The sequence below is a fragment of the Salinibacterium sp. ZJ70 genome (assembly GCF_011751865.2).
GTDB lineage: Bacteria > Actinomycetota > Actinomycetes > Actinomycetales > Microbacteriaceae > Homoserinibacter.
The window spans coordinates 993,495-1,014,418 of record NZ_CP061770.1; the positions used below are offsets into that span (position 1 = coordinate 993,495).

General features: G+C 70.1%; 21 protein-coding genes. 11 read left to right on the forward strand and 10 right to left on the reverse strand.

The genetic code is table 11. From position 1 onward, the window contains the following. Nucleotides 1–33: 33 nt before the first annotated feature. From HCR12_RS04760 to HCR12_RS04780, 5 genes are all read right to left on the reverse strand, one after another. Nucleotides 34–261 carry a hypothetical protein gene (locus HCR12_RS04760; RefSeq protein ID WP_166869423.1) on the reverse strand — a complete coding sequence of 76 codons (228 nt, stop codon included), beginning with the start codon at nt 259–261 and terminating at the stop codon, nt 34–36. Further along, nucleotides 261–707 carry a GNAT family N-acetyltransferase gene (locus tag HCR12_RS04765; RefSeq protein ID WP_166869422.1) on the reverse strand — a complete coding sequence of 149 codons (447 nt, stop codon included), beginning with the start codon at nt 705–707 and terminating at the stop codon, nt 261–263. Before HCR12_RS04765 ends, HCR12_RS04760 begins: the two co-directional genes overlap by 1 nt. Next, complete coding sequence (locus HCR12_RS04770; RefSeq protein ID WP_166869421.1) at nt 707–1,249, reverse strand: hypothetical protein; 543 nt, start codon at nt 1,247–1,249, stop codon at nt 707–709. The genes HCR12_RS04765 and HCR12_RS04770 overlap by 1 nt, the downstream gene beginning before the upstream one ends. 3 nt (nt 1,250–1,252) lie before the next feature. Then, entirely contained in the window at nt 1,253–3,829 is a 2,577-nt protein-coding gene (gene valS / locus HCR12_RS04775) for a valine--tRNA ligase (RefSeq protein WP_166869420.1), read from the reverse strand. A gap of 88 nt (nt 3,830–3,917) precedes the next feature. Next, on the reverse strand, nt 3,918–4,790 hold the full coding sequence (locus HCR12_RS04780; RefSeq protein ID WP_166869419.1) for a hypothetical protein: 873 nt from the start codon (nt 4,788–4,790) through the stop codon (nt 3,918–3,920). A 138-nt stretch (nt 4,791–4,928) separates the two neighbouring features. Between HCR12_RS04780 and HCR12_RS04785 the strand changes: the two genes are divergently transcribed. The 4 genes from HCR12_RS04785 (at nt 4,929) to HCR12_RS04800 (ending at nt 8,572) form a co-directional block, all read left to right on the forward strand. Continuing rightward, nucleotides 4,929–5,282 (forward strand): GntR family transcriptional regulator, encoded by a 354-nt coding sequence (locus HCR12_RS04785; RefSeq protein WP_166869418.1) that lies wholly within the window; start codon nt 4,929–4,931, stop codon nt 5,280–5,282. Beyond that, a complete protein-coding gene (locus HCR12_RS04790) occupies nt 5,279–6,310 on the forward strand; it encodes a DUF1648 domain-containing protein (protein ID WP_166869417.1) in 1,032 nt (343 codons plus the stop codon). Before HCR12_RS04785 ends, HCR12_RS04790 begins: the two co-directional genes overlap by 4 nt. 121 nt (nt 6,311–6,431) lie before the next feature. Continuing rightward, nucleotides 6,432–7,919 carry a sensor histidine kinase gene (locus tag HCR12_RS04795; protein WP_166869416.1) on the forward strand — a complete coding sequence of 496 codons (1,488 nt, stop codon included), beginning with the start codon at nt 6,432–6,434 and terminating at the stop codon, nt 7,917–7,919. Continuing rightward, nucleotides 7,916–8,572 carry a response regulator transcription factor gene (locus tag HCR12_RS04800; protein WP_166869415.1) on the forward strand — a complete coding sequence of 219 codons (657 nt, stop codon included), beginning with the start codon at nt 7,916–7,918 and terminating at the stop codon, nt 8,570–8,572. The genes HCR12_RS04795 and HCR12_RS04800 overlap by 4 nt, the downstream gene beginning before the upstream one ends. A gap of 121 nt (nt 8,573–8,693) precedes the next feature. Here the strand turns inward: HCR12_RS04800 and HCR12_RS04805 are convergent, their stop codons facing one another. The 3 genes from HCR12_RS04805 to HCR12_RS04815 all read right to left on the reverse strand — a co-directional run bounded on the left by HCR12_RS04805 (nt 8,694) and on the right by HCR12_RS04815 (nt 10,686). Continuing rightward, entirely contained in the window at nt 8,694–9,065 is a 372-nt protein-coding gene (locus HCR12_RS04805; RefSeq protein WP_166869414.1) for a hypothetical protein, read from the reverse strand. Nucleotides 9,066–9,139: 74 nt separating this feature from the next. Further along, nucleotides 9,140–10,384, reverse strand: coding sequence for a phosphotransferase family protein (locus HCR12_RS04810; RefSeq protein ID WP_166869413.1), 1,245 nt, complete (start codon nt 10,382–10,384; stop codon nt 9,140–9,142). After that, the gene (locus HCR12_RS04815; protein ID WP_166869060.1) at nt 10,381–10,686 is read right to left on the reverse strand and encodes a hypothetical protein; all 306 of its coding nucleotides are present in this window, start codon (nt 10,684–10,686) and stop codon (nt 10,381–10,383) included. The genes HCR12_RS04810 and HCR12_RS04815 overlap by 4 nt, the downstream gene beginning before the upstream one ends. 171 nt (nt 10,687–10,857) lie before the next feature. Here HCR12_RS04815 and HCR12_RS04820 point away from each other — a divergent pair, with 171 nt between their 5' ends. From HCR12_RS04820 to HCR12_RS04850, 7 genes are all read left to right on the forward strand, one after another. Continuing rightward, nucleotides 10,858–11,223, forward strand: coding sequence for an ArsR/SmtB family transcription factor (locus HCR12_RS04820; RefSeq protein WP_166869412.1), 366 nt, complete (start codon nt 10,858–10,860; stop codon nt 11,221–11,223). Next, a complete protein-coding gene (locus tag HCR12_RS04825) occupies nt 11,220–12,905 on the forward strand; it encodes a SulP family inorganic anion transporter (protein ID WP_166869411.1) in 1,686 nt (561 codons plus the stop codon). Before HCR12_RS04820 ends, HCR12_RS04825 begins: the two co-directional genes overlap by 4 nt. Nucleotides 12,906–13,118: 213 nt before the next feature. After that, nucleotides 13,119–16,340, forward strand: coding sequence for an isoleucine--tRNA ligase (gene ileS, locus HCR12_RS04830; protein ID WP_166869410.1), 3,222 nt, complete (start codon nt 13,119–13,121; stop codon nt 16,338–16,340). Continuing rightward, nucleotides 16,337–17,716, forward strand: coding sequence for a bifunctional folylpolyglutamate synthase/dihydrofolate synthase (locus HCR12_RS04835; protein ID WP_166869409.1), 1,380 nt, complete (start codon nt 16,337–16,339; stop codon nt 17,714–17,716). Before ileS ends, HCR12_RS04835 begins: the two co-directional genes overlap by 4 nt. Continuing rightward, the gene (locus tag HCR12_RS04840) at nt 17,707–18,123 is read left to right on the forward strand and encodes a DUF4233 domain-containing protein (protein WP_224763679.1); all 417 of its coding nucleotides are present in this window, start codon (nt 17,707–17,709) and stop codon (nt 18,121–18,123) included. The genes HCR12_RS04835 and HCR12_RS04840 overlap by 10 nt, the downstream gene beginning before the upstream one ends. Further along, entirely contained in the window at nt 18,120–18,545 is a 426-nt protein-coding gene (ndk, locus tag HCR12_RS04845; RefSeq protein WP_166869408.1) for a nucleoside-diphosphate kinase, read from the forward strand. The genes HCR12_RS04840 and ndk overlap by 4 nt, the downstream gene beginning before the upstream one ends. Beyond that, entirely contained in the window at nt 18,545–19,336 is a 792-nt protein-coding gene (locus HCR12_RS04850) for a tyrosine-protein phosphatase (protein WP_166869407.1), read from the forward strand. The genes ndk and HCR12_RS04850 overlap by 1 nt, the downstream gene beginning before the upstream one ends. A 75-nt stretch (nt 19,337–19,411) precedes the next feature. On the opposite strand, the gene HCR12_RS04855 is transcribed toward HCR12_RS04850, so the two are convergent. Together HCR12_RS04855 and HCR12_RS04860 are read right to left on the reverse strand one after the other, a co-directional pair. After that, nucleotides 19,412–20,215: a DsbA family protein gene (locus HCR12_RS04855; protein ID WP_166869406.1), complete on the reverse strand. Its 804-nt coding sequence runs from the start codon at nt 20,213–20,215 to the stop codon at nt 19,412–19,414. Between the two features lie 46 nt (nt 20,216–20,261). Continuing rightward, nucleotides 20,262–20,924, reverse strand: a complete 663-nt coding sequence (locus HCR12_RS04860; RefSeq protein ID WP_166869405.1) for a vitamin K epoxide reductase family protein — start codon at nt 20,922–20,924, stop codon at nt 20,262–20,264.

Sequence of the window (20,924 nt, forward strand, 5' to 3'; positions counted from 1 at the left end):
CCGCGTCCGCAGACACTCGGGCCGAGCACCGGCTCAGTCGAGCTGCTCGCGCTGGATGGTGCCATCGTGCGCCATGCGCAGCACGGTGCCGTCGTCGAGCTCCGCCACGGGGCGCCCCTCGAGGAACGTGAGAGTCCAGCGCCAGGCGCTCGTGTCGATGTCGGACACCTCCGCCTCGACAGCGCGGACTGCCTCGACCATGTCGGCGGGCAGGCGAGCGGGCGGCTCGTCGCCGACGCTCCAGCGTGTGCCCAGCTGCATCAGAATCTCTTCTCGTAGGTCACCCATGATGTGCGCGTCGCGATCCGGTCGTAGAGCGCCTGCGCAGTGGTGTTCGACTCCGCGGTGATCCACCGCAGCGTCGCCGGCGCACCCGAGGTGTGCGCGCGTTCGACGATCGCCTCGATGAGCGCGCGGCCCGCGCCCGTGCCGCGCACCTCGGGATCGACGAACAGATCGTCGAGGAACCAGTCGCGTCCGCCCGTGAACGTGTCGGGGAACGACCGGAAGTGCGCGAACCCCACGACCTCGCCGTCGCGCTCCGCGAGGAGGGCGTCGATGCCCGATCCCTCGGTCGTGAGCAGCGCCCACACGCGGTCGAGCACGTCGTCGCCGAACTGGGTCTCGTAGAACTCGCCGTAGGCGCGGAACAGCTCGCGCCAGCGTGCCTCGTCGGCGGGAAGGGGCGGGCGGATGGTGGTGGTCATCAGTCGGTGAGTCCTTCGGTCTCGCTCGCCGAGGCGAGGCGTGTGCGGGGCAGGTGGTCGAACGCCGCGGCGGCTGCGGTGAGCGGGCGTCGACAGGTGTCCGCGGGGGCCCGGACGGGGGTGATCCCGCCCTCATGATGCAACCACACGATGAGGGGCTCGGGGGAGTCCTCGTCGCACGGGCGTGCTGCGGCGGCATCCGGGGCGAGGAAGGTCTCGAGCAGGTGCGGGAGTGCGGTGAGCGGCACGCCGTCGATGTGCTGCATGGTGCGGGGTCGGCCCTGCGGGTCGGGTGACCACGGGGTCGCCGTGCAGATGTACGCGGCATCGATCTCGTCGAGCGGCAGCTCCTGCGGATCGTAGAGGAAGGCCGCCTCGAGTGGGCAGCGCAGCTGGGCCTGCGGATGCGCGGCCGGGATCGTCGCGACGGCCCCCTCCGGGTAGGGGTCGCCGACGGGGCCGTAGAGGCCGCCCGGCGTGCAGGCAGACAGAAGGGCGGCGATCATCGCGGCGCAGAGCGCTTCGACGATCGCCGCCCTCATGGTCTACACCTCGGGCTGCTCCGCGAGCTGGATGTCGGTCACCTGCACCTCGGCGGCCTCCACGAGGTCGAGGCGCTGGATGCGGCCCACGGCCTGCAGGTCGCCCGCGGCTTCGGCGAGGAGGGCGGGCCCGGCGAGCGTCGCCGAGAGCACCTCGGTCTTCTGCGAGGCCTTCGCATCCGTCTTCGCGCGGCGGATGCCGATGAGCGCCGCCGAGACGGCGGGCAGGAGGCCGCGCGGGCTGCCGTCGACACCGAGCTCCGCGACCGTCGGCCAGGCGGCGGTGTGCACCGAGTCGTCGTGCGTCCAGCGCCACACCTCCTCGGTGGCGAACGGCAGAACGGGCGCGAGCAGGCGCAGCATGACGTCGATCGCGCGACGCAGCGCCGCGACGGCCGACGCCTGGCCGGCGCCCTCGCCCGTGTAGGCGCGCTCCTTGACGAGCTCGAGGTAGTCGTCGCAGAAAGTCCAGAAGAACTGCTCCGTGACCTCGAGGGCGCGCGCGTGATCGAACTCGTCGTAGGCGCGCGTCGCCTGCTCGACCACGCGGGCCAGCTCGGCGAGCATGTCGATGTCGAGCGGCTCGGTGACCTCCGCGCCGTCGGTGTACGGGAATCCGTAGACGAACTTGGCGGCGTTGAGCACCTTGATCGCGAGGCGGCGGCCGATCTTGATCTGCTTCGGGTTCTGCGGATCGAACGCCGCATCCGTGCCGAGACGCGACGAGGCGGCCCAGTAGCGCACAGCGTCGGAGCCGTGGTCTTCGAGCAGACCCTGCGGGGTCACGACGTTGCCCTTCGACTTCGACATCTTCTTGCGGTCGGGGTCGACGATGAAGCCCGAGATGGCCGCGTGCTTCCACGGCGTCTGCCCGTGCTCGAGCTGCGCGCGCAGCAGCGTCGTGAAGAGCCAGGTGCGGATGATGTCCTGGCCCTGCGAGCGCAGTGCGTACGGGAACACGAGGTCGAAGAGCTCGGGGTCGGTCTCCCAGCCGCCCGCGATCTGCGGGGTGAGGCTGGAGGTGGCCCAGGTGTCCATGATGTCGAGCTCGCCGATGAAGCCACCGGGCACGCCGCGCTGGGACTCGTCGAAGCCGGGGGCGGCATCCGAGGAGGGGTCGACGGGGAGCATGTCCTCGCTCGGCACGATGGGCTGCTCGCGCAGCGCCTCGCCGTTCTCATCCAGCGGGTACCACACCGGGATCGGCACGCCGAAGAAGCGCTGTCGCGAGATGAGCCAGTCGCCCGTGAGGCCGCCGACCCAGTTCTCGTAGCGCACGCGCATGAAGTCGGGGTGGAACTGCAGCTCCTCGCCCGAGGCGAGCAGGCGCGCCTTGAGCTTCTCGTCGCGGGCGCCGTTGGCGATGTACCACTGGCGGGTCGAGACGATCTCGAGCGGCTTGTCGCCCTTCTCGAAGAACTTGACGGGGTGGGTGATCTTCTTCGGCTCGCCGATGAGGTCGCCCGACTCCTGCAGCAGCTCGACCATGCGCGCCTTGGCGCTGAACACGGTCTTGCCCACGAGCTCCGCGTAGGCGGCCTTGCCGGCTTCGGTGAAGAGGTCGGCGGCGGGCGACTCGGGCAGGATGCGTCCGTCGAAGCCGATGATCGCGCGGTTCGGCAGGTCGAGTTCGCGCCACCACACGACGTCGGTCACATCGCCGAAGGTGCAGATCATGGCGATGCCGGATCCCTTGTCCTTCTGGGCGAGGTGGTGGGCGAGCACGGGCACCTCGACGCCGAAGACGGGCGTCGTGACGGTGGTGCCGAAGTAGGGCTGGTAGCGCTCGTCATCCGGGTGCGCGACGAGCGCGACGCACGCGGCGAGCAGCTCGGGGCGCGTCGTCTCGATCTCGATGGTGCCGCCGCCCTGCTTGTGGAAGCTCACGCGGTGGTAGGCCGCGGGCTGGTCCTTGTCTTCGAGCTCGGCCTGGGCGACCGCGGTGCGGAACGTGACATCCCACAGCGTCGGGGCGTCAGCCTGGTACGCCTCGCCGCGGGCGAGGTTGCGCAGGAAGGCGCGCTGCGCGACGCGCTGCGCCTCATCGCCGATGGTGCGGTAGGTGAGCGACCAGTCGACCGAGAGGCCGAGGGTGCGCCACAGCTCCTCGAACTGCTTCTCATCCTCGATCGTGAGCTTCTCGCACAGCTCCACGAAGTTGCGGCGCGAGATCGGCACCTGGTCGGCCGCCTTGATCGAGGTGCCCTCGCCGCCCTCGTGCGGGGGCACGAAGCCCTCGACGTAGGGGAGCGTCGGGTCGCAGCGCACCCCGTAGTAGTTCTGCACGCGGCGCTCGGTGGGGAGGCCGTTGTCATCCCAGCCCATCGGGAAGAAGAGGTGCTTGCCGCGCATGCGCTGGTAGCGCGCGACGAGGTCCATGTGCGTGTAGCTGAACACGTGGCCGATGTGGAGGCTGCCGGATGCGGTCGGCGGGGGCGTGTCGACGGAGAACACGCAGTCCTTGCCGGCGCTCAGCGCAGCGGCGCGATCGAAGCGGAAGGTGCCTTCCGATTCCCAGGTGTCGCGCCACTTGGTCTCGAGCCCTTCGAGGGCGGGCTTCTCGGGAATGGCGTGGGTCATCGGCGTGCTGCTCCGGTTCGATATGTGCGGCACCGCGTCACGGGGTGCCTGAGTGTGGGTGACCTCCCGATCTTACCGGCGCGCGGGGTCACTCATCCCAGAGGGTCACGTCGCCGCGTCCGACGACGTCGTCCCCGGAGTACGCCGCGATCGAGTAGAGCTGTTCGCCGTCGTCGGTGCCGCACGGGTAGTCGACGCTGATCGAGCCGTTCGGGTCGAGCCCTGTCGCGTAGGGGTCCGTCTCGGCTTCGGGCGTGCCGATCGCGAACGTCACGCTGTCGCCGGTCGTCCTCCACTCGAATTCGACGGGCACCACGCTCACCCCCTCGGGGCAGGAGACCGCGCTCGCCGATGCCGTGAAGCTCAGCACGGTGCCCGGCGCGGGCCCGGGCGGCGGGGCAGGAGCGGTGGGCTCGGGCTCCGCAGCGCCCGGGTCGGAGTCCGCGTCGTCGTCGGATTCGGCGGGCTCGGGCGCTGGCGACTGGCTTGCACCGGTGTCGGGTCCGGGCGCCTGGTCGCCGTCGGGTGCCAGGAGCCACACGATGAGCGCGATGAGGGCGGCCAGCAGGATGACGGAGAGCACGATGAGCGTGATCAGGAGCCCTTTGGTGCGCTTCGCCGGCTCCTCGGGGGTGGGGGCAGACGGCTCGGGGGCGTAGGCGGTGGTCGGGGGCGCGGTGGCGATGCGTCCCGCGGATGGGGTGGAGTAGGCGTGCGGCACCGGCCGCGCGGATTCGGGTAGCACGCGCGTCGGGGTGTCTCCGGCGAAGGGATCGGGCATGCGCTCGGTCGGCGCCGGGTCACCCGTCTGTGGGTAGCGTTCCGTGGGTGCGTCGCCGGATGGACCTCCCGGCTGCGGGAACAGCTCCGTGGGCACGTCGGCGGGCGCCGGCTGCGGGGTGTGCTGGGGCTCGGGTGTGCGCCCGTCGGGGTGGCCCTGCGTGGGGGTGTCGTCGCTCATCGTGTGCTCCGTGACGGATGGGGTGGTACGGATCCAGTGGTCGTCGGTGCGCACATCCTAGGTCGGGGTTCTGGGTGCGGTCGAGCACCCAGCCGTGAGCCTTTGTGATAGTCGGACTAGAACAATTAGGATGACGTCGTGCTCATCCGCATCGACCCGGCGTCCGACGTCGCGATCTACGACCAGATCGCGGCCTCCGTGCGTGCCGATGCCTCCCGGGGAATGCTCACCCCGGGCGATCGGCTTCCGCCAGCCCGCGAACTCGCCGACGCCCTCCAGGTGAACATCCATACCGTGCTGCGCGCCTATCAGGTCCTCCGCGACGAAGGGCTCGTCGACCTGCGTCGGGGCCGTGGCGCGGTGATCACCGAGGCCGCCGTCGACGCGGGCGCCATCGTCGAGAGCGTGCGCGCACTGGTCGCCGCCGCTCGCGAGCAGGGCGTCGGAGCCCAGACGCTCATCTCTCTCATCCGCGAGGAGTACCCCGCATGACCGCCGCACGCCGTGTGCCGCTTCCGCCCGTCGTCTGGATCCTCGGCGTCATCCTCCCGCTCGTCATCGGGCTCACCGGAGTCGCGCTGCAGCTCGTGTGGCTCGGTGAGGTTCCGGATCCGATCGCGATCCACTGGGGCGTCGAAGATCGCCCCGACGGCTTCGCATCCCCGGCCGGCGCGATCCTGCTGGCGGCGCTGCTCGCGATCGGGCTCCCGGCGATGTTCAGCATCATGCTCGTGACAGGGGGCCGCGGAGGGCTCACGAACACGCACAAGATGCTCGTCTCCACCTCGCTGTTCATGGCCGTGCTCATCTCGACCATCACCACAGCGACCTTCGGCATGCAGCGAGGGCTCGAGGAGGGCGCAGAGGCCGGCGGCATCACGCCCTGGATGCTCGCCGGGTTCGCCGGAGGCGCGCTCCTCGGAATCGCGGGATGGTTCGCACTGCCGCCCGCGCACGCGGGGCGCATGGATGTCGTCGAGGCCGAGCCGCTCGACCTCGCCCCGGGCGAGCGCGGTGTGTGGATCGCCTCGGTGCGGGTGTCGACGGGAGCCGTCATCGCGATCGCGAGCGCAGTGCTGTTCGCGCTCGCCGCGGGGGTCATCGCGGTGGTCGCCACGCGGGGGGCCGGCGCGGTGGCGCTCGTGCTCCCCGTGATGCTCATCGCCGGGGCGTGCACGAGCCTCGCATGGCGCGTGCGTGTGGACGCCTCGGGGCTCACCGTCTCCTCGCGCCCGCTCGGCTGGCCCGCGGTGCGCATCCGACCCGATGAGATCGCCCGAGTGGAGACGGTCGAGGTCGAGCCGGTGGGGGAGTTCGGCGGCTTCGGATGGCGCTGGGCGCCGGGCCGCAGCTTCGGCGCCATCGCGCGCGCTGGCGAGGCGATCGAGGTCGAGCGCCACGACGGCCGCCGCTTCACGGTGACGGTCGACGGGGCCCGCACGGGTGCTGCCCTGCTTGCCGCCTATGTCGCGCGGCCCGCGCCCGAGACCGACTCGCCCGATCGCACGACGGAGAGCTAGGGGCCGTGCCGGGTGTCCCGCCGCTCGGGAAGCCGCGCCAGATCGTCCCTCGCTCGTCCCTCGCGGTGAGAGTGCTCTCACGCGCAGCACATCATGCTGTCCGACAGTCGAAAATGGTTCTGTGACGACGAATGCCGCGCGTGAACGACCGGGATGGTCGGTGCGCACCCACATCCTCGTCGTGATCGTCGTCGTCACCGGCGTCGCGCTCGCCCTCGCGGGTGGAATCGCGTATCTCACCCAGCGTGCCGGAGTCCTCGCGGACATCGACGAACGCCTCTATGCCCGCGTGGAGTCCGCGCGCACCGCCGTGACCGGGGCGACCACCGCCGAAGCGGGCGCGACGGCCGTGCCCGTGAGTCCCGGAACCGCGAGCCCCGCGAGCACGCACATTGCGATCGAGTGGATCATGCAGCGGGTCGTGCCCGGACCGCACGAGAGCGCGCTTGCGCTCCTCGACGGCCGCCCCGCCTATCTGCCGCCCGTCGAGATCGCCTTCCACCTCGAAGACGACCCCGCCCTCATGGAGCGGATCGCCGCTGAGGTGAGCGACGACACGGTGAGGATCGGCACGAGCGTGTCTTCGGTGCTCGGGCATGTGCGCTACATCGCCGCCCCCGTCGCAGTCGGCGGAGATCCGAGCACCGGCGTCTACATCACCGCAGTCGATCTGCCCGCGTCGCTCGCAGAGCTCAACTCAGCATTCCGCACCTACGCGTGGCTCGCGCTCGGCGCGACCGCGCTCGTGGGCGTCGTCGGGTGGTTCGTCGCTGGGCGTCTGCTGCGCCCGCTGCGCGCCCTGCGCGAGGCGGCATCGCGCATCACCGTGAGCGACATCTCCGAACGCCTGCCGGTCACCGGCGACGACGATATCTCCCAACTCACCCGCACCGTGAACGGCATGTTCGATCGACTCGAAGGGTCGCTCACCGCTCAGCGGCGACTGCTCGACGATGTGCGGCACGAACTGAAGACGCCCATCACGATCGTGCGCGGCCACCTCGAGCTGCTCGACCCGCACGACACCGAGGAGGTCGCCTATACGCGCACCCTCTCGATCGGCGAACTCGACCGTATGGCGGGTCTCGTCGACCGGATCGAGCTGCTTGCCGAGGTGCCCGAGGATCGCCCGCGTCTCGAACCCACCGACATCGCCGCTCTCACCGAGGCGGTGCACCGCAAAGCGTCCGTGATGCCCGGCCACGACTGGATCCTCGGCGAATCCGCCGACGTTGTCGTGAGCGTGGATCCGCGCCGCATCACGCAGGCATGGTTGCAGCTCGCCGACAACGCCGCGAAGTATTCGCCTCCGGGATCGCCCATCCGCATCGGCAGCACCCGCCGCGACGACACCGTCGAGTGCTGGGTGGCGGACGAGGGTGCTGGCATCCCCGCCGGGTCCGAAGCGCGCATCTTCGAGCGCTTCGGCCGCGTCGACACCGGCCGCGGAATCGCCGGATCGGGGCTCGGGCTGCCGATCGTGAAAGCCATCGCCGAAACCCACGGGGGCCGGGTGAGCCTCGCATCGTCGAGCGCCGGCTCCACCTTCAGCATCGTGCTGCCGCTCACATCGGGCGCAGCCCCCGCATCCGACACGGAGGCCCCATGAGTCGCATTCTGATCGCCGAGGACGAACCGGGAATCGCCCGCTTCGTTCAAAAAGGGTTGAAGGCGGTGGGATACGGAGTGACGGCGGTCGCCGACGGCCGTCTTGCGCTGGAGGCGATCCGTGCCGGCGACCTCGACCTGGTCATCCTCGATGTGGGGCTTCCCGGCATCGACGGGTTCGAGGTGCTGCAGCGTGCGCGCGCGGCAGGTTCGTCTGTTCCGATCATCATGCTCACCGCGCGCACCTCGACCGCCGACACCGTGGCCGGACTCGACGGGGGTGCCAACGACTACATCGGGAAGCCGTTCATGTTCGACGAGCTGCTCGCCCGCGTGCGGCGCACCCTGCGCGACCAGGGTGGTCAGGTGACCCAGGCGCTCACGCGCGGCGACCTGAGCGTCGACCTGCACACGCGCCGCGCGCACGTCGGCGGCACGCAGGTGGAGCTCTCGGCTCGGGAGTTCGCGCTCGCGGAGGAGTTCCTGCGCCACCCGGATCAGGTGCTCACGCGCGAGCAGCTGCTGAGCCGGGTGTGGGGTTACGACTTCGACCCCGGCAGCAACGTCGTCGACGTGTACGTGCGTTATCTGCGCGGGAAGATCGGTGCTGAGCGGATCGAGACCGTGCGAGGCGTCGGCTACCGGCTGCTCTGACGCCGCGGCGTTCCGACCTCTGACGCGCGTTGTCTCCTCTGCGCTGTGCGCGCCCGCCCGTAGTGCGCCCGTGACAGCATGATGCCCCCGACCTTCGTGGTCGGGGGCATCATGCTGCGGCTCAGTCGACCGAAGCGACGCTTGCGGGGCTCGCGGGCGAGGCGGGGCTGGCAGGGCTCACAGGGGACGCGGGGCTCACGGGGGACGCAGGGCTCGCCGGGGAGGCGGGGGTCGCAGGGGAAGCCGGCGAGGGGGCCGACGCAGCGCTTGCATCGCTCGTGACGGACGCGACCGTGCCGAGGTCGATCGAGGCCGAGGTGGCGGCGCTGCCGATCTGCGCACCGTTTGTGACCGAGCCGGTGCTGATGCCGGGAAGGTTCGCGGGCTTCACGTCGGCGCGATCCGCGTTCGCCGCGACCGCGCCGAATCCGGTCAGGCCCAGGCCGAGGGCTGATGCTGCGCCGATGGCGGTCCACTTCTTACGGGCGTCCATGTTGTCTCTCCTTGTTCGTCGAGGTGATCATCGCGATCGCCTCAATACGACTTTCGTGAGAGTGCATGAGACGTTCAGGAGGTCTTGCTGAGACGATTCTCATCTTCGGGATCGGCGAGCAGCTCCTCGGCGATCTGCACCGCCTCTGCAGGCGTCAGCACCTCGGTGAGTGCGTGCCCGAGCAGATGGGTGGCGGCGATCGCGGCGACGCGGGCGGTGTACGCGGTGTCCGGCCCTGCCGCCCATCGGGTCCGGGCATGGGCGGCCAGCACCTCGGCGGTCCGTGCTCGCTCGGTGTCACCGCGGTCTCGTGCGAAGCGGGCTGATGCGATCAGGTGCGCCCAGAGTGCGGCGTCGTCATCGGCTGGATCGCCGATCCCCGCGGTGTCGATGTCGATCAGCGACGTGACAGTTGCTGGGTCGTGTGGGTGGACGAAGACCTGCCCGAGGTGCAGATCCCCGTGGATGGTGACCGAGGAGGTCGCGCCTCGGACAGCGTCTTCGATGCGCGTCGTGAGCGCTCCGAGTCGATCGCCGAGTTCGGGCGCGAGGCGCCGCACTCGGCGCGCATACCAGGAGATGCGCCGCGCAAGAGAGGCGCGAGCTGGGGTGGACCCGATCGCCGTGTCGGGGGTGTCTACGAGTCGGGCCACGAGCTCCCTCGCCCGATCGATGGCATCCAGCAGCCTCTCGGGGTCGGCGGGGTCGGTCGCCGTCGTGAGGGCGTCGAGCGCGGGAGCGCCGGCGGCCTGCTCGAGGGCGATGACGCCCCGCGGGCTCCACCCGTACGCGCGGGGCACGGGCACGCCGCGCGAGCGCCAGGCGCCGTGCCGTTCGGCGAGCGTGCGCGCGACGTCCGGGTGCACCACCTTCAGATACACGGTCGTGTCACCGGCACGGCACCGCACGACAGCGCGCTTCCCGGGTCGGTAGGCGAGTACCTCGAGCTCGAGAGCGTTCGCATCGAGCTCGAGCTCGGCCACCTCCCGCAGCAGTGTCGTTGCGCGGGCGGGAACGACGGCGTCTGCGAGCGCTGGCAGCGCCGGATCGTTCGGGTATACCCACACGGCGCGCTCGTCGCCGTCGTCATCGCGGAACCGGAGCACACCATCGCGGTCGTGGTCCGTCGGGGCGGTCTCGACGTAGATCAGGCGGCGGATCTCACCGCCGGTGTCGTCGCCGAGTGTCGCCTCGAAGCCGACCGTGATGCCGCCGGCGGTCGCCTCCGCGGAGACCCGGTTCGCCGACACGAGATGCAGGCCAGCGGTTTCGGCGACCGCATGCAGCAGAGCGAGGTCGTCAGTCGTGGTCGAGCTCATGAGTCGTCGTCGAGCTCATTGTCGTCGATCTCCTCGTCGTCGATCTCGTCGTCGTCATCGCCGTCGTCGATCTGCGGCGCGGGAGCCGGAGGCACGGGCGGCGGGGCAGCTGGTTCTGGAGAGACATCGGATGCAGGCGGCTGCAGAGCGGGCGCGGCTGGAGTCTCGAGCACGATCGGCGTGATGTCGACAGCCTCGCCGGGGATGTCGCGCGGGGTGAGCGCGTACGCCGCTGCCACGGCGCCCGTCAGGAATGCGGCGCCTGCGACAGCAGCCACGACGACCCGCGCAGTCCTCTCCATGTCACCATCCTGCCCGACCGAGAGAGCCGAGGCGCCTGTGTGAGACGACTCTCACCCACGCCCGCGGTGCCGTCGGGGGCTGCCGCGCCCGCCCGGAGGGCGGACGCCGTGCGCCGTCGCCGACCGCAATATGATGGATTCATCAAGTCGTGAAACCATGAGGGGCCCGGCATGCCGAACGATCCGAATCGTCCGCTGTATGACGTGAAGGCGGGGCTCTTCCGCGGGCTCGCGCACCCGATCCGCATCCGGATCCTCGAAGTGCTCGCGGCCACCCCTGAGGCCCCCGTCTCCGAGATCCTCGCGGCAACCGAGCTCGAGGCCTCGCACCTGTCCCAGCACCTCGCGGTGCTGCGCCGCAACCGGCTCGTGCTCGCCGAACGCCGCGGCAATCAGGTGTTCTACCGTCTGGCCTACCCCGAGGTCGCCGATCTGCTGCGGGTGTCCCGCGCGCTTCTCGGCGCGATCCTCGAGACCACCCGCGAGCACCTCGGCGAACGCGATGGGCTCCCGGCGATCCCCGAGCGCGTCTCGTGAGCACGCCGGCCGGGGGTGCACCGGGCGTCGTCGCCCGAAGCCTCGCCGCCGCGCGTCGTCTCGCGCCACGCGCCTCCGACTACGCCGGACTCCGCTCCACGTGGCGCGTCGATGTTCTCGCGGGCGTGACGGTCGGCATCGTCGCGCTGCCGCTCGCTCTCGCGTTCGGTGTCACCTCCGGTGCGGGAGCCGAAGCCGGGCTCATCACCGCGATCCTCGCGGGCATCGTCGGCGCCGTCTTCGGGGGATCGAACGTGCAGGTCTCCGGCCCGACGGGTGCGATGGTCGTGGTGCTCGCGCCCATCATCGCCGCTCACGGAGTCGGCGTGCTCGGCATCCTGTGTCTGCTCGCCGGGGTCATCGTGCTGCTTGCGGGGGTGCTGCGGCTCGGCCGCGCCGTCACCTACATCCCGTGGCCCGTCATCGAGGGCTTCACCCTCGGGATCGCGATCATCATCTTCCTGCAGCAGGTGCCGACCGCCCTCGGGAGCGAGCCGGGGGAGAGCACCAATCCCGTCATCGCGGCGGTGCAGTCGTTCGCGGGCATCTCGTGGCCGGAGCTCGGCTGGTCTCTCGGCATCGTCGCCCTCGTGGTGCTCGTGATGCTCATCTCGCCCCGCATCCACCCGCGCTTTCCCGGATCGCTCATCGCGATCGCGATCGCGGGTGTCGGCGTGTGGGCGCTCGGCATCCCCGTCGCCACGATCGGCGAGCTGCCCACCGGCCTGCCGATGCCGCAGGTGCCCACGGTCGACCCGGCGATCTTCAGCCAGCTCGTCGGCCCTGCTGCGGCGATCGCCGCGCTCGCCGCGATCGAGTCGCTGCTCTCCGCCCGCGTCGCCGCGACGATGGCCGACACGGGCCCCTACGACGCCGACCGCGAGCTCGTAGGGCAGGGGCTCGCGTCGATCGTCGCCGGATTCTTCGGGGGCATGCCGGCGACGGGCGCGATCGCCCGCACCGCTGTCAATGTGCGCGCGGGGGCGCGCACGCGCGTCGCGTCGATCACCCACGGTGTGCTGCTGCTCGTGGTCGTGCTCGTCGGCTCCGCCGTCGTCGCGCACATCCCGCTCGCAGCCCTCGCGGGCGTGCTCATGGTGACGGCGGTGCGGATGGTCGGCCCTCGTGCCGTGCGCGCCGTCGTCACCTCGTCCCCCTCGGCGGCGACCGTGTTCGTCATCACCGCGCTCATCACCGTGAGCGTCGACCTCATCTACGCGGTGCTCATCGGGATCGCGATCGCCGCCTTTTTCGCGCTGCGGGCGCTCGCGGCGACGAGCGGCGTGCACCGGGAGGAACTCCCGGGGGCCGTCGAGCCGGGAGATGAGCGCATCGCGCTGTTCCGCCTCGAAGGCGCACTGTTCTTCGGTGCCGCGGAGCGCATGCTCGAGCGGATCTCCGAGCTGCGCGACGTCGAGGTCGTGATCGTGCGCATGTCGCAGCTGCAGCTCATCGACGCGACCGGCGCCCAGGTCATCACCGAGCTCATCACCGCCCTCGAGAGACGCGGCATCACCGTGCTCGTGAAGGGCATCCCGCCCCAGCACATGGAGCTCGCCGAGCGCGTCGGCGTGATCCGCGCGCTGCGCCACGAGAACCACCTCTTCGACGACCTGCCGAGCGCGGTCGCCCACGCGCGCAGTCACATCCGACGCACCCGTGAGGCGGGCGGATCGCGCTAGACTGAGCGGCAACGACATCGATCCGGCCATCACCGGGGAGTCCTCGGAAGAACAGCCCGCAAGCCTCACGCCCACGGCCCAGTAGAACCGAGCGGGTGCGCCCGTCATCGCGTCAACGAGCGGTCGTCTCTCTGAGAGGCGGCAAGCGAGGTGGTACCGCGGCATCCGTCGTCCTCGTGGAGAGCATCCGAGCGACCCAGACGGACGGACCACATGAGCTATCCCCGCCACGAGAGCACCGACGGCGTTCCCGCCTCACCGCGCTTCCCCGACATCGAGAAGGGGATCCTCGCCTTCTGGAAGGGCGACGGCACCTTCCAGGCGTCGATCGACCAGCGCGAAGGCTGCACCGAGTGGGTGTTCTACGACGGCCCGCCGTTCGCCAACGGCCTGCCGCACTACGGGCACCTGCTCACCGGCTACGCGAAGGACGTCTTCCCGCGGTTCCAGACGATGCGCGGCAAGCAGGTGCACCGTCGCTTCGGCTGGGACACCCACGGTCTTCCTGCCGAGCTCGAGGCCATGCGCCAGCTCGGCATCACGACGAAGGCCGAGATCGACGAGATGGGCATCGGCACCTTCAACGCGAAGGCGCGTGAATCGGTGCTGCGCTACACCCAGGAGTGGGAGGACTACGTCACCCGCCAGGCCCGCTGGGTGGACTTCGAGAACGACTACAAGACGCTCGACGTGACCTTCATGGAGTCGGTCATCTGGGCGTTCAAGCAGCTGCACGACAAGGGCCTCGCCTACGAGGGCTTCCGCGTGCTGCCGTACTGCTGGAACGACGAGACGCCGCTGTCGAACCACGAGCTGCGGATGGACGACGACGTCTACAAGATGCGTCAGGACCAGTCGGTCACGGTGACCTTCCCGCTCGTCGGCGAGAAGGCAGAGGCACTCGGCCTCACGGCCGTCAACGCGCTCGCCTGGACGACGACCCCGTGGACGCTCCCCACGAACGCCGCACTCGCGGTCGGACCCGAGGTCGAGTACGTCGTCGTGCCCGCGGGCCCCGCGGGTGCCGCGGACGGATCCGAAGGGGGAGCGGCACGCTACCTGCTCGCCGCCGACACCGTCGCCGCCTACGCGAAAGACCTCGGCTACGCGAGCGCCGATGAGCTGCGCGAAGCCATCGAGCCTCGCCGCTACCGCGGTGCCGAGCTCGACGGCGTCGCCTACGACCGCCTCTTCGACTACTACGTCGAGGAGTACGGCCCCCACGCGTTCCACATCCTCGTGGCCGACTACGTCGCCACCGGCGAGGGAACCGGCATCGTGCACCAGGCTCCCGCCTACGGTGAGGACGACCAGATCGTCTGCGCCCAGGCCGGCATCCCCACCGTGCTCTCGCTCGACGACGCGGGCCGCTTCCTCGCGGCCGTGACGGATGTCGCAGGCGAGCGCTGGGACGAAGCCAACAAGCCGCTCACCCAGAAGCTCCGTGCCGAGAAGCGCCTGCTGCAGCAGCGCAGCTACGAGCACAGCTACCCGCACTGCTGGCGCTGCCGTCAGCCGCTCATCTACAAGGCGGTGTCGAGCTGGTTCGTGCGCGTGCCCGAGTTCCGCGACCGCATGGGCGCGCTCAACCAGCAGATCAACTGGGTGCCCGAGAACGTCAAGGACGGCCAGTTCGGCAAGTGGCTCGCGAACGCGCGCGACTGGTCGATCAGCCGCAACCGCTACTTCGGCAGCCCCATCCCGGTGTGGAAGTCGGATGACCCCGAGTACCCGCGCATCGACGTCTACGGATCGCTCGAGGAGCTCGAGCGCGACTTCGGCCGCCTGCCGCTCGACGAGAACGGCCAGCCGAACCTGCACCGTCCCTACATCGACGACCTGACGCGTCCGAACCCCGACGACCCGACGGGTCAGTCGACGATGCGCCGCATCGAAGACGTGCTCGACGTGTGGTTCGACTCCGGCTCGATGCCGTTCGCGCAGGTGCACTACCCGTTCGAGAACCGCGAATGGTTCGACTCGCACAGCCCCGCCGACTTCATCGTCGAGTACATCGGGCAGACGCGCGGCTGGTTCTACACGCTGCACGTGCTCTCGACGGCGCTCTTCGACCGTCCGGCGTTCACGAACGTGCTCAGCCACGGCATCGTGCTCGGCAACGACGGCCAGAAGATGTCGAAGTCGCTGCGCAACTACCCCGACGTCTCCGAGGTCTTCGATCGAGACGGCGCGGATGCGATGCGCTGGTTCCTGCTCTCGAGCTCGGTGATCCGCGGCGGCAACCTCGTCGTCACCGAGGAGGGCATCCGTCAGGGTGTGCGCGAGCTCATGCTGCCGCTGTGGTCGAGCTACTACTTCTTCACCCTCTACGCGAACTCCGCAGAGGTCGAGGCGCGCTGGCGCACCGACTCGGCGCATCCGCTGGACCGCTACCTGCTCGCCAAGACGCGCGACCTCATCGGCGACGTCACCGCGTGCCTCGAGGACTTCGACACCCCCGGTGCAGCGGAGGCTCTGCGCGATTTCGCCGACGTGCTCACCAACTGGTACGTGCGCCGCAGCCGCGACCGCTTCTGGGACGGCACCGATCGTGACGCGTTCGACACCCTCTACACGGTGCTCGAGACGCTCACTCGCCTCGCGGCTCCGCTCCTCCCGCTCGTGAGCGAGGAGGTGTGGCGCGGCCTCACCGGCGGACGCAGCGTGCACCTGACCGACTGGCCGGATGCCGCCGAGTTCCCCGTCGACACCGAGCTCGTGCGCACCATGGACCGCGTGCGCGAGATCGCCTCCGCCGGCAACGCGCAGCGCAAGGCCCGCAGCCTCCGCGTGCGTCTGCCGCTCGCCGGCCTCACCGTCGTCTCGCCGGATTCGGATGCCCTCGCGGGCTTCGCCGACATCGTGCGCGACGAGCTCAACGTCAAGGCGGTCGAGCTCGTCGAGCTCGGCGAGTCGAGCCTCGAGGACTACGGCATCTCGCGCCGACTCACGGTCAACGCGCGCGCCCTGGGCCCGCGCATCGGCAAGGACGTGCAGCGCGTCATCCAGGCCGCCAAGGCGGGCGACTGGTCGGTCGACGGCGATGTCGTGGTCGCGGGCGGCGTCGAGCTGCAGGCGGCCGAGTACGAGCTCGAGCTGACGGTCGCCGACGCGGCGAGCGCGATCGCGTTCCTGCCCTCGGGCGGCTTCGTCGTGCTCGACACGACCGTGACGCCCGAGCTCGCCGCCGAAGGCCTCGCGCGCGACGTCGTGCGCGCCGTGCAGCAGGCTCGCAAGGATGCCGGACTCGAGGTCTCCGACCGCATCGCGCTCACCCTCTCGGGCGACGCGGCCGCGGTCGCGGCCGTCGAGGCGCACCGGGAGCTCATCGCGGGGGAGACCCTTGCGACGAGCCTCGAGGCGCGTCAGGCTGAGAACGGGGCGACGCCGGTCGGCGACGCATCCGCGGTCACGATCGAGCTGGAGCGAGCATGATCTCCGACGATGATGACGACTTCGTCTTCGACGAGGACGCCCGAGCGGCCGCCGACGCCGCCTACGACGAACTGCTCGCACGTGTGGGGGAGTCGTTCCCGCAGCCGCGCCTGGAGCCGACCCGCCGCGCCGTCGAGCTGCTCGGCGACGTGCACCGCGCAGCGCCCGTCATCCACATCACGGGAACGAACGGCAAGTCCTCGACGAGCCGGATGATCGAGTCGCTCCTGCGCGCCTCGGGTCTGCGCACGGGGCTCATGACCAGCCCTCACCTGCGCCGCGTCAACGAGCGCATCATCATCGACGGCGAGCCGATCTCGGATGAGGCGTTCGCGCGCAACTGGGACGACATCCAGCCCTACCTGCTCATGGTCGACGCGGAGCTCGTCGCCAACGGCGAGGAGACCCTCACGTTCTTCGAGGCGCTCACCGTGCTCGCCTTCGCGTGCTTCGCGGATGCGCCCGTCGACGTCGTCGTGCTCGAGGTGGGCATGGGCGGCGAGTGGGATTCCACGAATGTCGCCGATGGACAGGTGGCGGTGTTCACGCCGATCGCCCTCGACCACACGTCGAAGCTCGGGTCGTCCGTCGCCGAGATCGCGCGCACCAAGGCCGGCATCATCAAGCCCACCGCGAACGTGGTGTCCGCGATCCAGCCGATCGAGGCCCTCGACGAGATCCGCGCGTCGGCGCTGCAGAACGAGGCGCACATGAGCATCGAGCGCGTCGACTTCGCGCTCGAGTCGACGACGGTCGCCGTCGGCGGTCAGCTCGTCGACATCCGCGGCCGCGCCGGACGCTACGACGGCGTGTTCCTGCCGCTCTATGGCGACCACCAGGCGCAGAACGCGGCCGTCGCGATCGCCGCGGTCGAGTCGTTCCTCGGCGACGGCACTCTCGCTCTCGGCCAGGATGTCGTGGCCGAGGCCTTCGGTCAGGTCACGTCGCCCGGTCGCCTGCAGCTCGTCGGCATCGAGCCCAGCGTGCTCGTCGACGCCGCCCACAACCCGCACGGTGCCGCGGCCCTCGCTGCGGCGACGGAGGCGTACTTCGACTTCGATGAGATCGCTCTCGTCATCGGCGTGCTCGCCGACAAGGACGCGCGCGGCATCATCGCGGAGGTCGCGTCGATGAGCACCGTGGTGATCGTCACCCAGTCGCAGTCCGAGCGGGCGATCCCCGCCGACGAGCTCGCCGACATCGTGCGCCTCGAGGTCGACCCGGCGAATGTCACCGTGCAGCCCGACGTCGTCGACGCCCTCGATGCCGCGCGCTCCTGGGCATCGGAGTCGCCGCGTCGTGCGGTCGTCGTAACCGGATCGATCACTCTCGTGGGCGAGGTCATGGACCTTGCCGAGGACGGCGGATGGAAGTGAGCCGCGCGCCCCGCACTCGGCGCGAGCGTTCGCTGACCGAGTCGCTCCTGCAGATCGTCCTCGTGCTCGAGGCGTGCCTGGTGTTCTTCGCCACGCTCGTCATGTTCGGGCTCGACAAGTTCAGCCCCGACTGGATGGCGTTCGTCTACGGCGGCATCCTGTTCCTCATCGTCGTGATGCTCGCGGGCCTGCAGCGGCACACCTGGGCCGTATGGGCTGGTGCCGTCATCCAGGTCGTCATCATCCTCACGGGCTTCCTCGAGCCCATGCTCTTCGCCCTCGGCGCCGGCTTCGGCGCGCTGTGGGTGTACTGCTTCACGAAGGGGCGTCAGATCGACGCCCAGAAGGCCGCCTGGCTCGCCCAGCAGAAGGCCGCAACCCCCGCAACCGAAGGAGAGACCCCGTGACCGCTGTCGAAGAAACCCTCATCCTCGTCAAGCCCGACGGTGTGGCCCGCGGCCTCACGGGCGAGATCCTGCGCCGCATCGAGGCCAAGGGATACCAGCTCGTCGACGTCCGTCTCGTGCAGCCCGACCGTGACCTGCTCGCCGCCCACTACGCCGAGCACGAGGGCAAGCCGTTCTTCGAGCCGCTCGTCGAGTTCATGCAGTCGGGACCGGTCGTCGCGATGCGCGTCGCCGGCAACCGCGTGATCGAGGGCTTCCGCTCGCTCGCCGGCACCACCGACCCGACGACCGCCGCCCCCGGAACCATCCGGGGCGACCTCGGTCGCGACTGGGGCCTCAAGGTGCAGCAGAACCTCGTGCACGGCTCCGACTCGCCCGAGTCGGCCGCCCGCGAGCTCGCCCTCTGGTTCCCCGCGAGCTGATGAACACCCCGGGTGCGCCGATCGCGCTGGCGACGCTCCCCAACCTGCGCGACGCCGGCGGCTGGTCCACCACGGACGGCCGCCGCGTCCGCCGCGGGCTCCTCTACCGCTCGACGGCGCTCGATCGCCTCGACGAGTCCGACTCCGCCGTGCTCGCCCGCCTCGGGATCCGCACGGTCGTCGATCTGCGCACCGCGCCCGAGCGAGAGGCGCGGCCGGATCGGGTGGCACCGGGTGTGCAGGTCATCGTCGCGGATGTTCTGGCCGATTCGCAGCTCTCCGCACCCGCGCAGCTGAAGACGTTCTTCTCCGACCCCGCGGCCGCTGCCGCGTTCCTCGAGTCGGGGCAGGCGGAGGAGGCGCTGCGTTCGGCGTATCGCGAATCGATCCTGCTCCCGAGCGCGCGCGCCGGGTACGGCGCGTTCATGCGCGCGGTGCTCGACACCGACGGCGCCGTGCTGTACCACTGCACGACCGGCAAGGACCGCACCGGCTGGGCGACTGCCTCCCTGCTGACGCTCCTCGGGGTCGAGAAGCGCGACGTCTACGCCGAGTATCTGCTCACCAACGAGCAGCTCATCCCTGCGCTCGAGCCGCTCATCCGTCGATTCGAGGCAGCGGGCGTCGAACGGGTGCGGCTGATGCCGGTCCTCGGGGTCGATCGCACCTACCTCGACACCGCCTTAGAGACGGTGCGCGAGCACTACGGCACCATCGAGCGCTACCTCGCCGACGGCCTCGGCATCGGCGAGACCGAGCAGCAGCGGCTGCGCGACCACCTGCTCGAGTGACCCGCCGCCTTCGGGCGTGACATGACGACGGGGCGGCCACCTTGCGGTGACCGCCCCGTCGTCGTCAGGTCGGGATCAGCTGCCGGCGCTGAGCTTGCTCAGCTCGTCCGTGAGGAACGCGGTGAAGTCAGGCTGAGCCTGCGCGTCCCACTGGGTGCCGTTGATGATGATCGTGGGGGTGCCGCGCACGCCCGAGCGGGCGGTGGCCGCCTCGACCCACGGCGAGAAGCTGTCTCCGCGCACGCATGCATCGGCGTCCTCGCTCTCGACGCCCGCCTCGCGGAGGATGTCGATGTAGCCGCTCGTGCTGCTCACACCCTGGTTGGCGAAGAGGCCACGGTTCACGTCGGCGAACTTCTCGGGCGCGTACTCGGCGGCGCAGGCGGCGACGTTCGCGGCGCGCACCGCGGGCGGGCCCATGATCGCGACGGGGCGGATCTCGAGCGTCGCGACGCCCTCCTTCACCAGGGAATCGATCGTCGGTCCGTAGGTGTCCTCGAACGTCTTGCAGTGCGGGCACTTGTAGTCGAGGTAGGTGACGATGTTGAGCAGACCCTCCTGCGGGGTCGTGGGAACGGGCGATTCGCCCTTCGCGATTCCCTCCGTCTCGACGAAGGCGAGCTCGCCGTCCTGCGCCTCGAGCACGAAGCCGTCGCTCAGCATGTTCGCGGGACCGGCCTCCGCCTTGGGCGGCGGCTGGAACGCGATGACGGCCCAGATGACGCCGGCGACGATCGCGAGGATCGCGACCGATGCCACGGTGGGCACGAGCCACTTGAGCAGCGACTTGCGCTTCTGCTCCTTCTCACGTGCGATGCGCGCGGCCTCACGGGCTCGCTCGCGCTGCTCGTTGCGGGTGGGGCGGGGTGTGTTGGTCACGGACGGATCCTGATTCTCTCTGTCGTGAGGACGGTGGCCGGGTGGGTCAGAGTCGGTTGAAGAAGTCCAGCTCGAGCTGGGCGAGGAGCATGATGATGCCGAGGCAGACGATCGTGATCGGGGCCACCCACACCTTCAGGCTGCGGCCGACGCCTCGCACGCGCTCGGAGCCTCCGAACGCGCCGATCGAGATCGCGTGGAACAGCACGGCGAAGAACGTCGGGATCGTGACCGACCAGGTCACGAAGCACCACGGGCAGAGCGTGCCGAGCTCGTAGAACGACTGGCTGATGAGCCAGACGACGAACGAGATCGCGAACGTCATCCCGAGGGTGAAGAGCACCCAGAACCAGCGCGCGAAGCGAGCGCCCGCGAGAAGCGCGAAGCCCACGACGATCGGCGCCATCCATCCGACGAGCCCGAGGATCGGGTTCGGGAATCCGAACACCGAGCCCTGCCAGGACACGAGGTTCGCGCTGCACTGCAGGAGCACGTTGAAGTCGCACGATGCGGCTTGGCCCGGATCGATGAGCTTCTGGATCTTCTCCATCGTGAGCGAGAAGGCGGCGAGCTCGCCGATCGCGCCGGCGATGATGAGCCAGATGGCGAACACCCACGGCGTGCGCGCGGTGGTGGTGGCGGGCTCCTCGTCGAAGTCGTCGTCGAGGTCATCCACACGGGCCTGATCGGCTGTGGCGGGTGCGGTCAT

What these genes read in the sequence shown, in the direction of transcription:
- valS (WP_166869420.1), bottom strand. Translation starts at nt 3,829, where the DNA reads ATGACCCACGCCATTCCCGAGAAGCCCGCCCTCGAAGGGCTCGAGACC.
- HCR12_RS04760 (WP_166869423.1), bottom strand. Translation starts at nt 261, where the DNA reads ATGCAGCTGGGCACACGCTGGAGCGTCGGCGACGAGCCGCCCGCTCGC.
- HCR12_RS04820 (WP_166869412.1), top strand. Translation starts at nt 10,858, where the DNA reads ATGCCGAACGATCCGAATCGTCCGCTGTATGACGTGAAGGCGGGGCTC.
- HCR12_RS04850 (WP_166869407.1), top strand. Translation starts at nt 18,545, where the DNA reads ATGAACACCCCGGGTGCGCCGATCGCGCTGGCGACGCTCCCCAACCTG.
- HCR12_RS04800 (WP_166869415.1), top strand. Translation starts at nt 7,916, where the DNA reads ATGAGTCGCATTCTGATCGCCGAGGACGAACCGGGAATCGCCCGCTTC.
- HCR12_RS04790 (WP_166869417.1), top strand. Translation starts at nt 5,279, where the DNA reads ATGACCGCCGCACGCCGTGTGCCGCTTCCGCCCGTCGTCTGGATCCTC.
- HCR12_RS04770 (WP_166869421.1), bottom strand. Translation starts at nt 1,249, where the DNA reads ATGAGGGCGGCGATCGTCGAAGCGCTCTGCGCCGCGATGATCGCCGCC.
- HCR12_RS04835 (WP_166869409.1), top strand. Translation starts at nt 16,337, where the DNA reads ATGATCTCCGACGATGATGACGACTTCGTCTTCGACGAGGACGCCCGA.
- ileS (WP_166869410.1), top strand. Translation starts at nt 13,119, where the DNA reads ATGAGCTATCCCCGCCACGAGAGCACCGACGGCGTTCCCGCCTCACCG.
- HCR12_RS04765 (WP_166869422.1), bottom strand. Translation starts at nt 707, where the DNA reads ATGACCACCACCATCCGCCCGCCCCTTCCCGCCGACGAGGCACGCTGG.
- HCR12_RS04810 (WP_166869413.1), bottom strand. Translation starts at nt 10,384, where the DNA reads ATGAGCTCGACCACGACTGACGACCTCGCTCTGCTGCATGCGGTCGCC.
- HCR12_RS04780 (WP_166869419.1), bottom strand. Translation starts at nt 4,790, where the DNA reads ATGAGCGACGACACCCCCACGCAGGGCCACCCCGACGGGCGCACACCC.
- HCR12_RS04805 (WP_166869414.1), bottom strand. Translation starts at nt 9,065, where the DNA reads ATGGACGCCCGTAAGAAGTGGACCGCCATCGGCGCAGCATCAGCCCTC.
- HCR12_RS04840 (WP_224763679.1), top strand. Translation starts at nt 17,707, where the DNA reads ATGGAAGTGAGCCGCGCGCCCCGCACTCGGCGCGAGCGTTCGCTGACC.
- HCR12_RS04815 (WP_166869060.1), bottom strand. Translation starts at nt 10,686, where the DNA reads ATGGAGAGGACTGCGCGGGTCGTCGTGGCTGCTGTCGCAGGCGCCGCA.
- HCR12_RS04860 (WP_166869405.1), bottom strand. Translation starts at nt 20,924, where the DNA reads ATGACCGCACCCGCCACAGCCGATCAGGCCCGTGTGGATGACCTCGAC.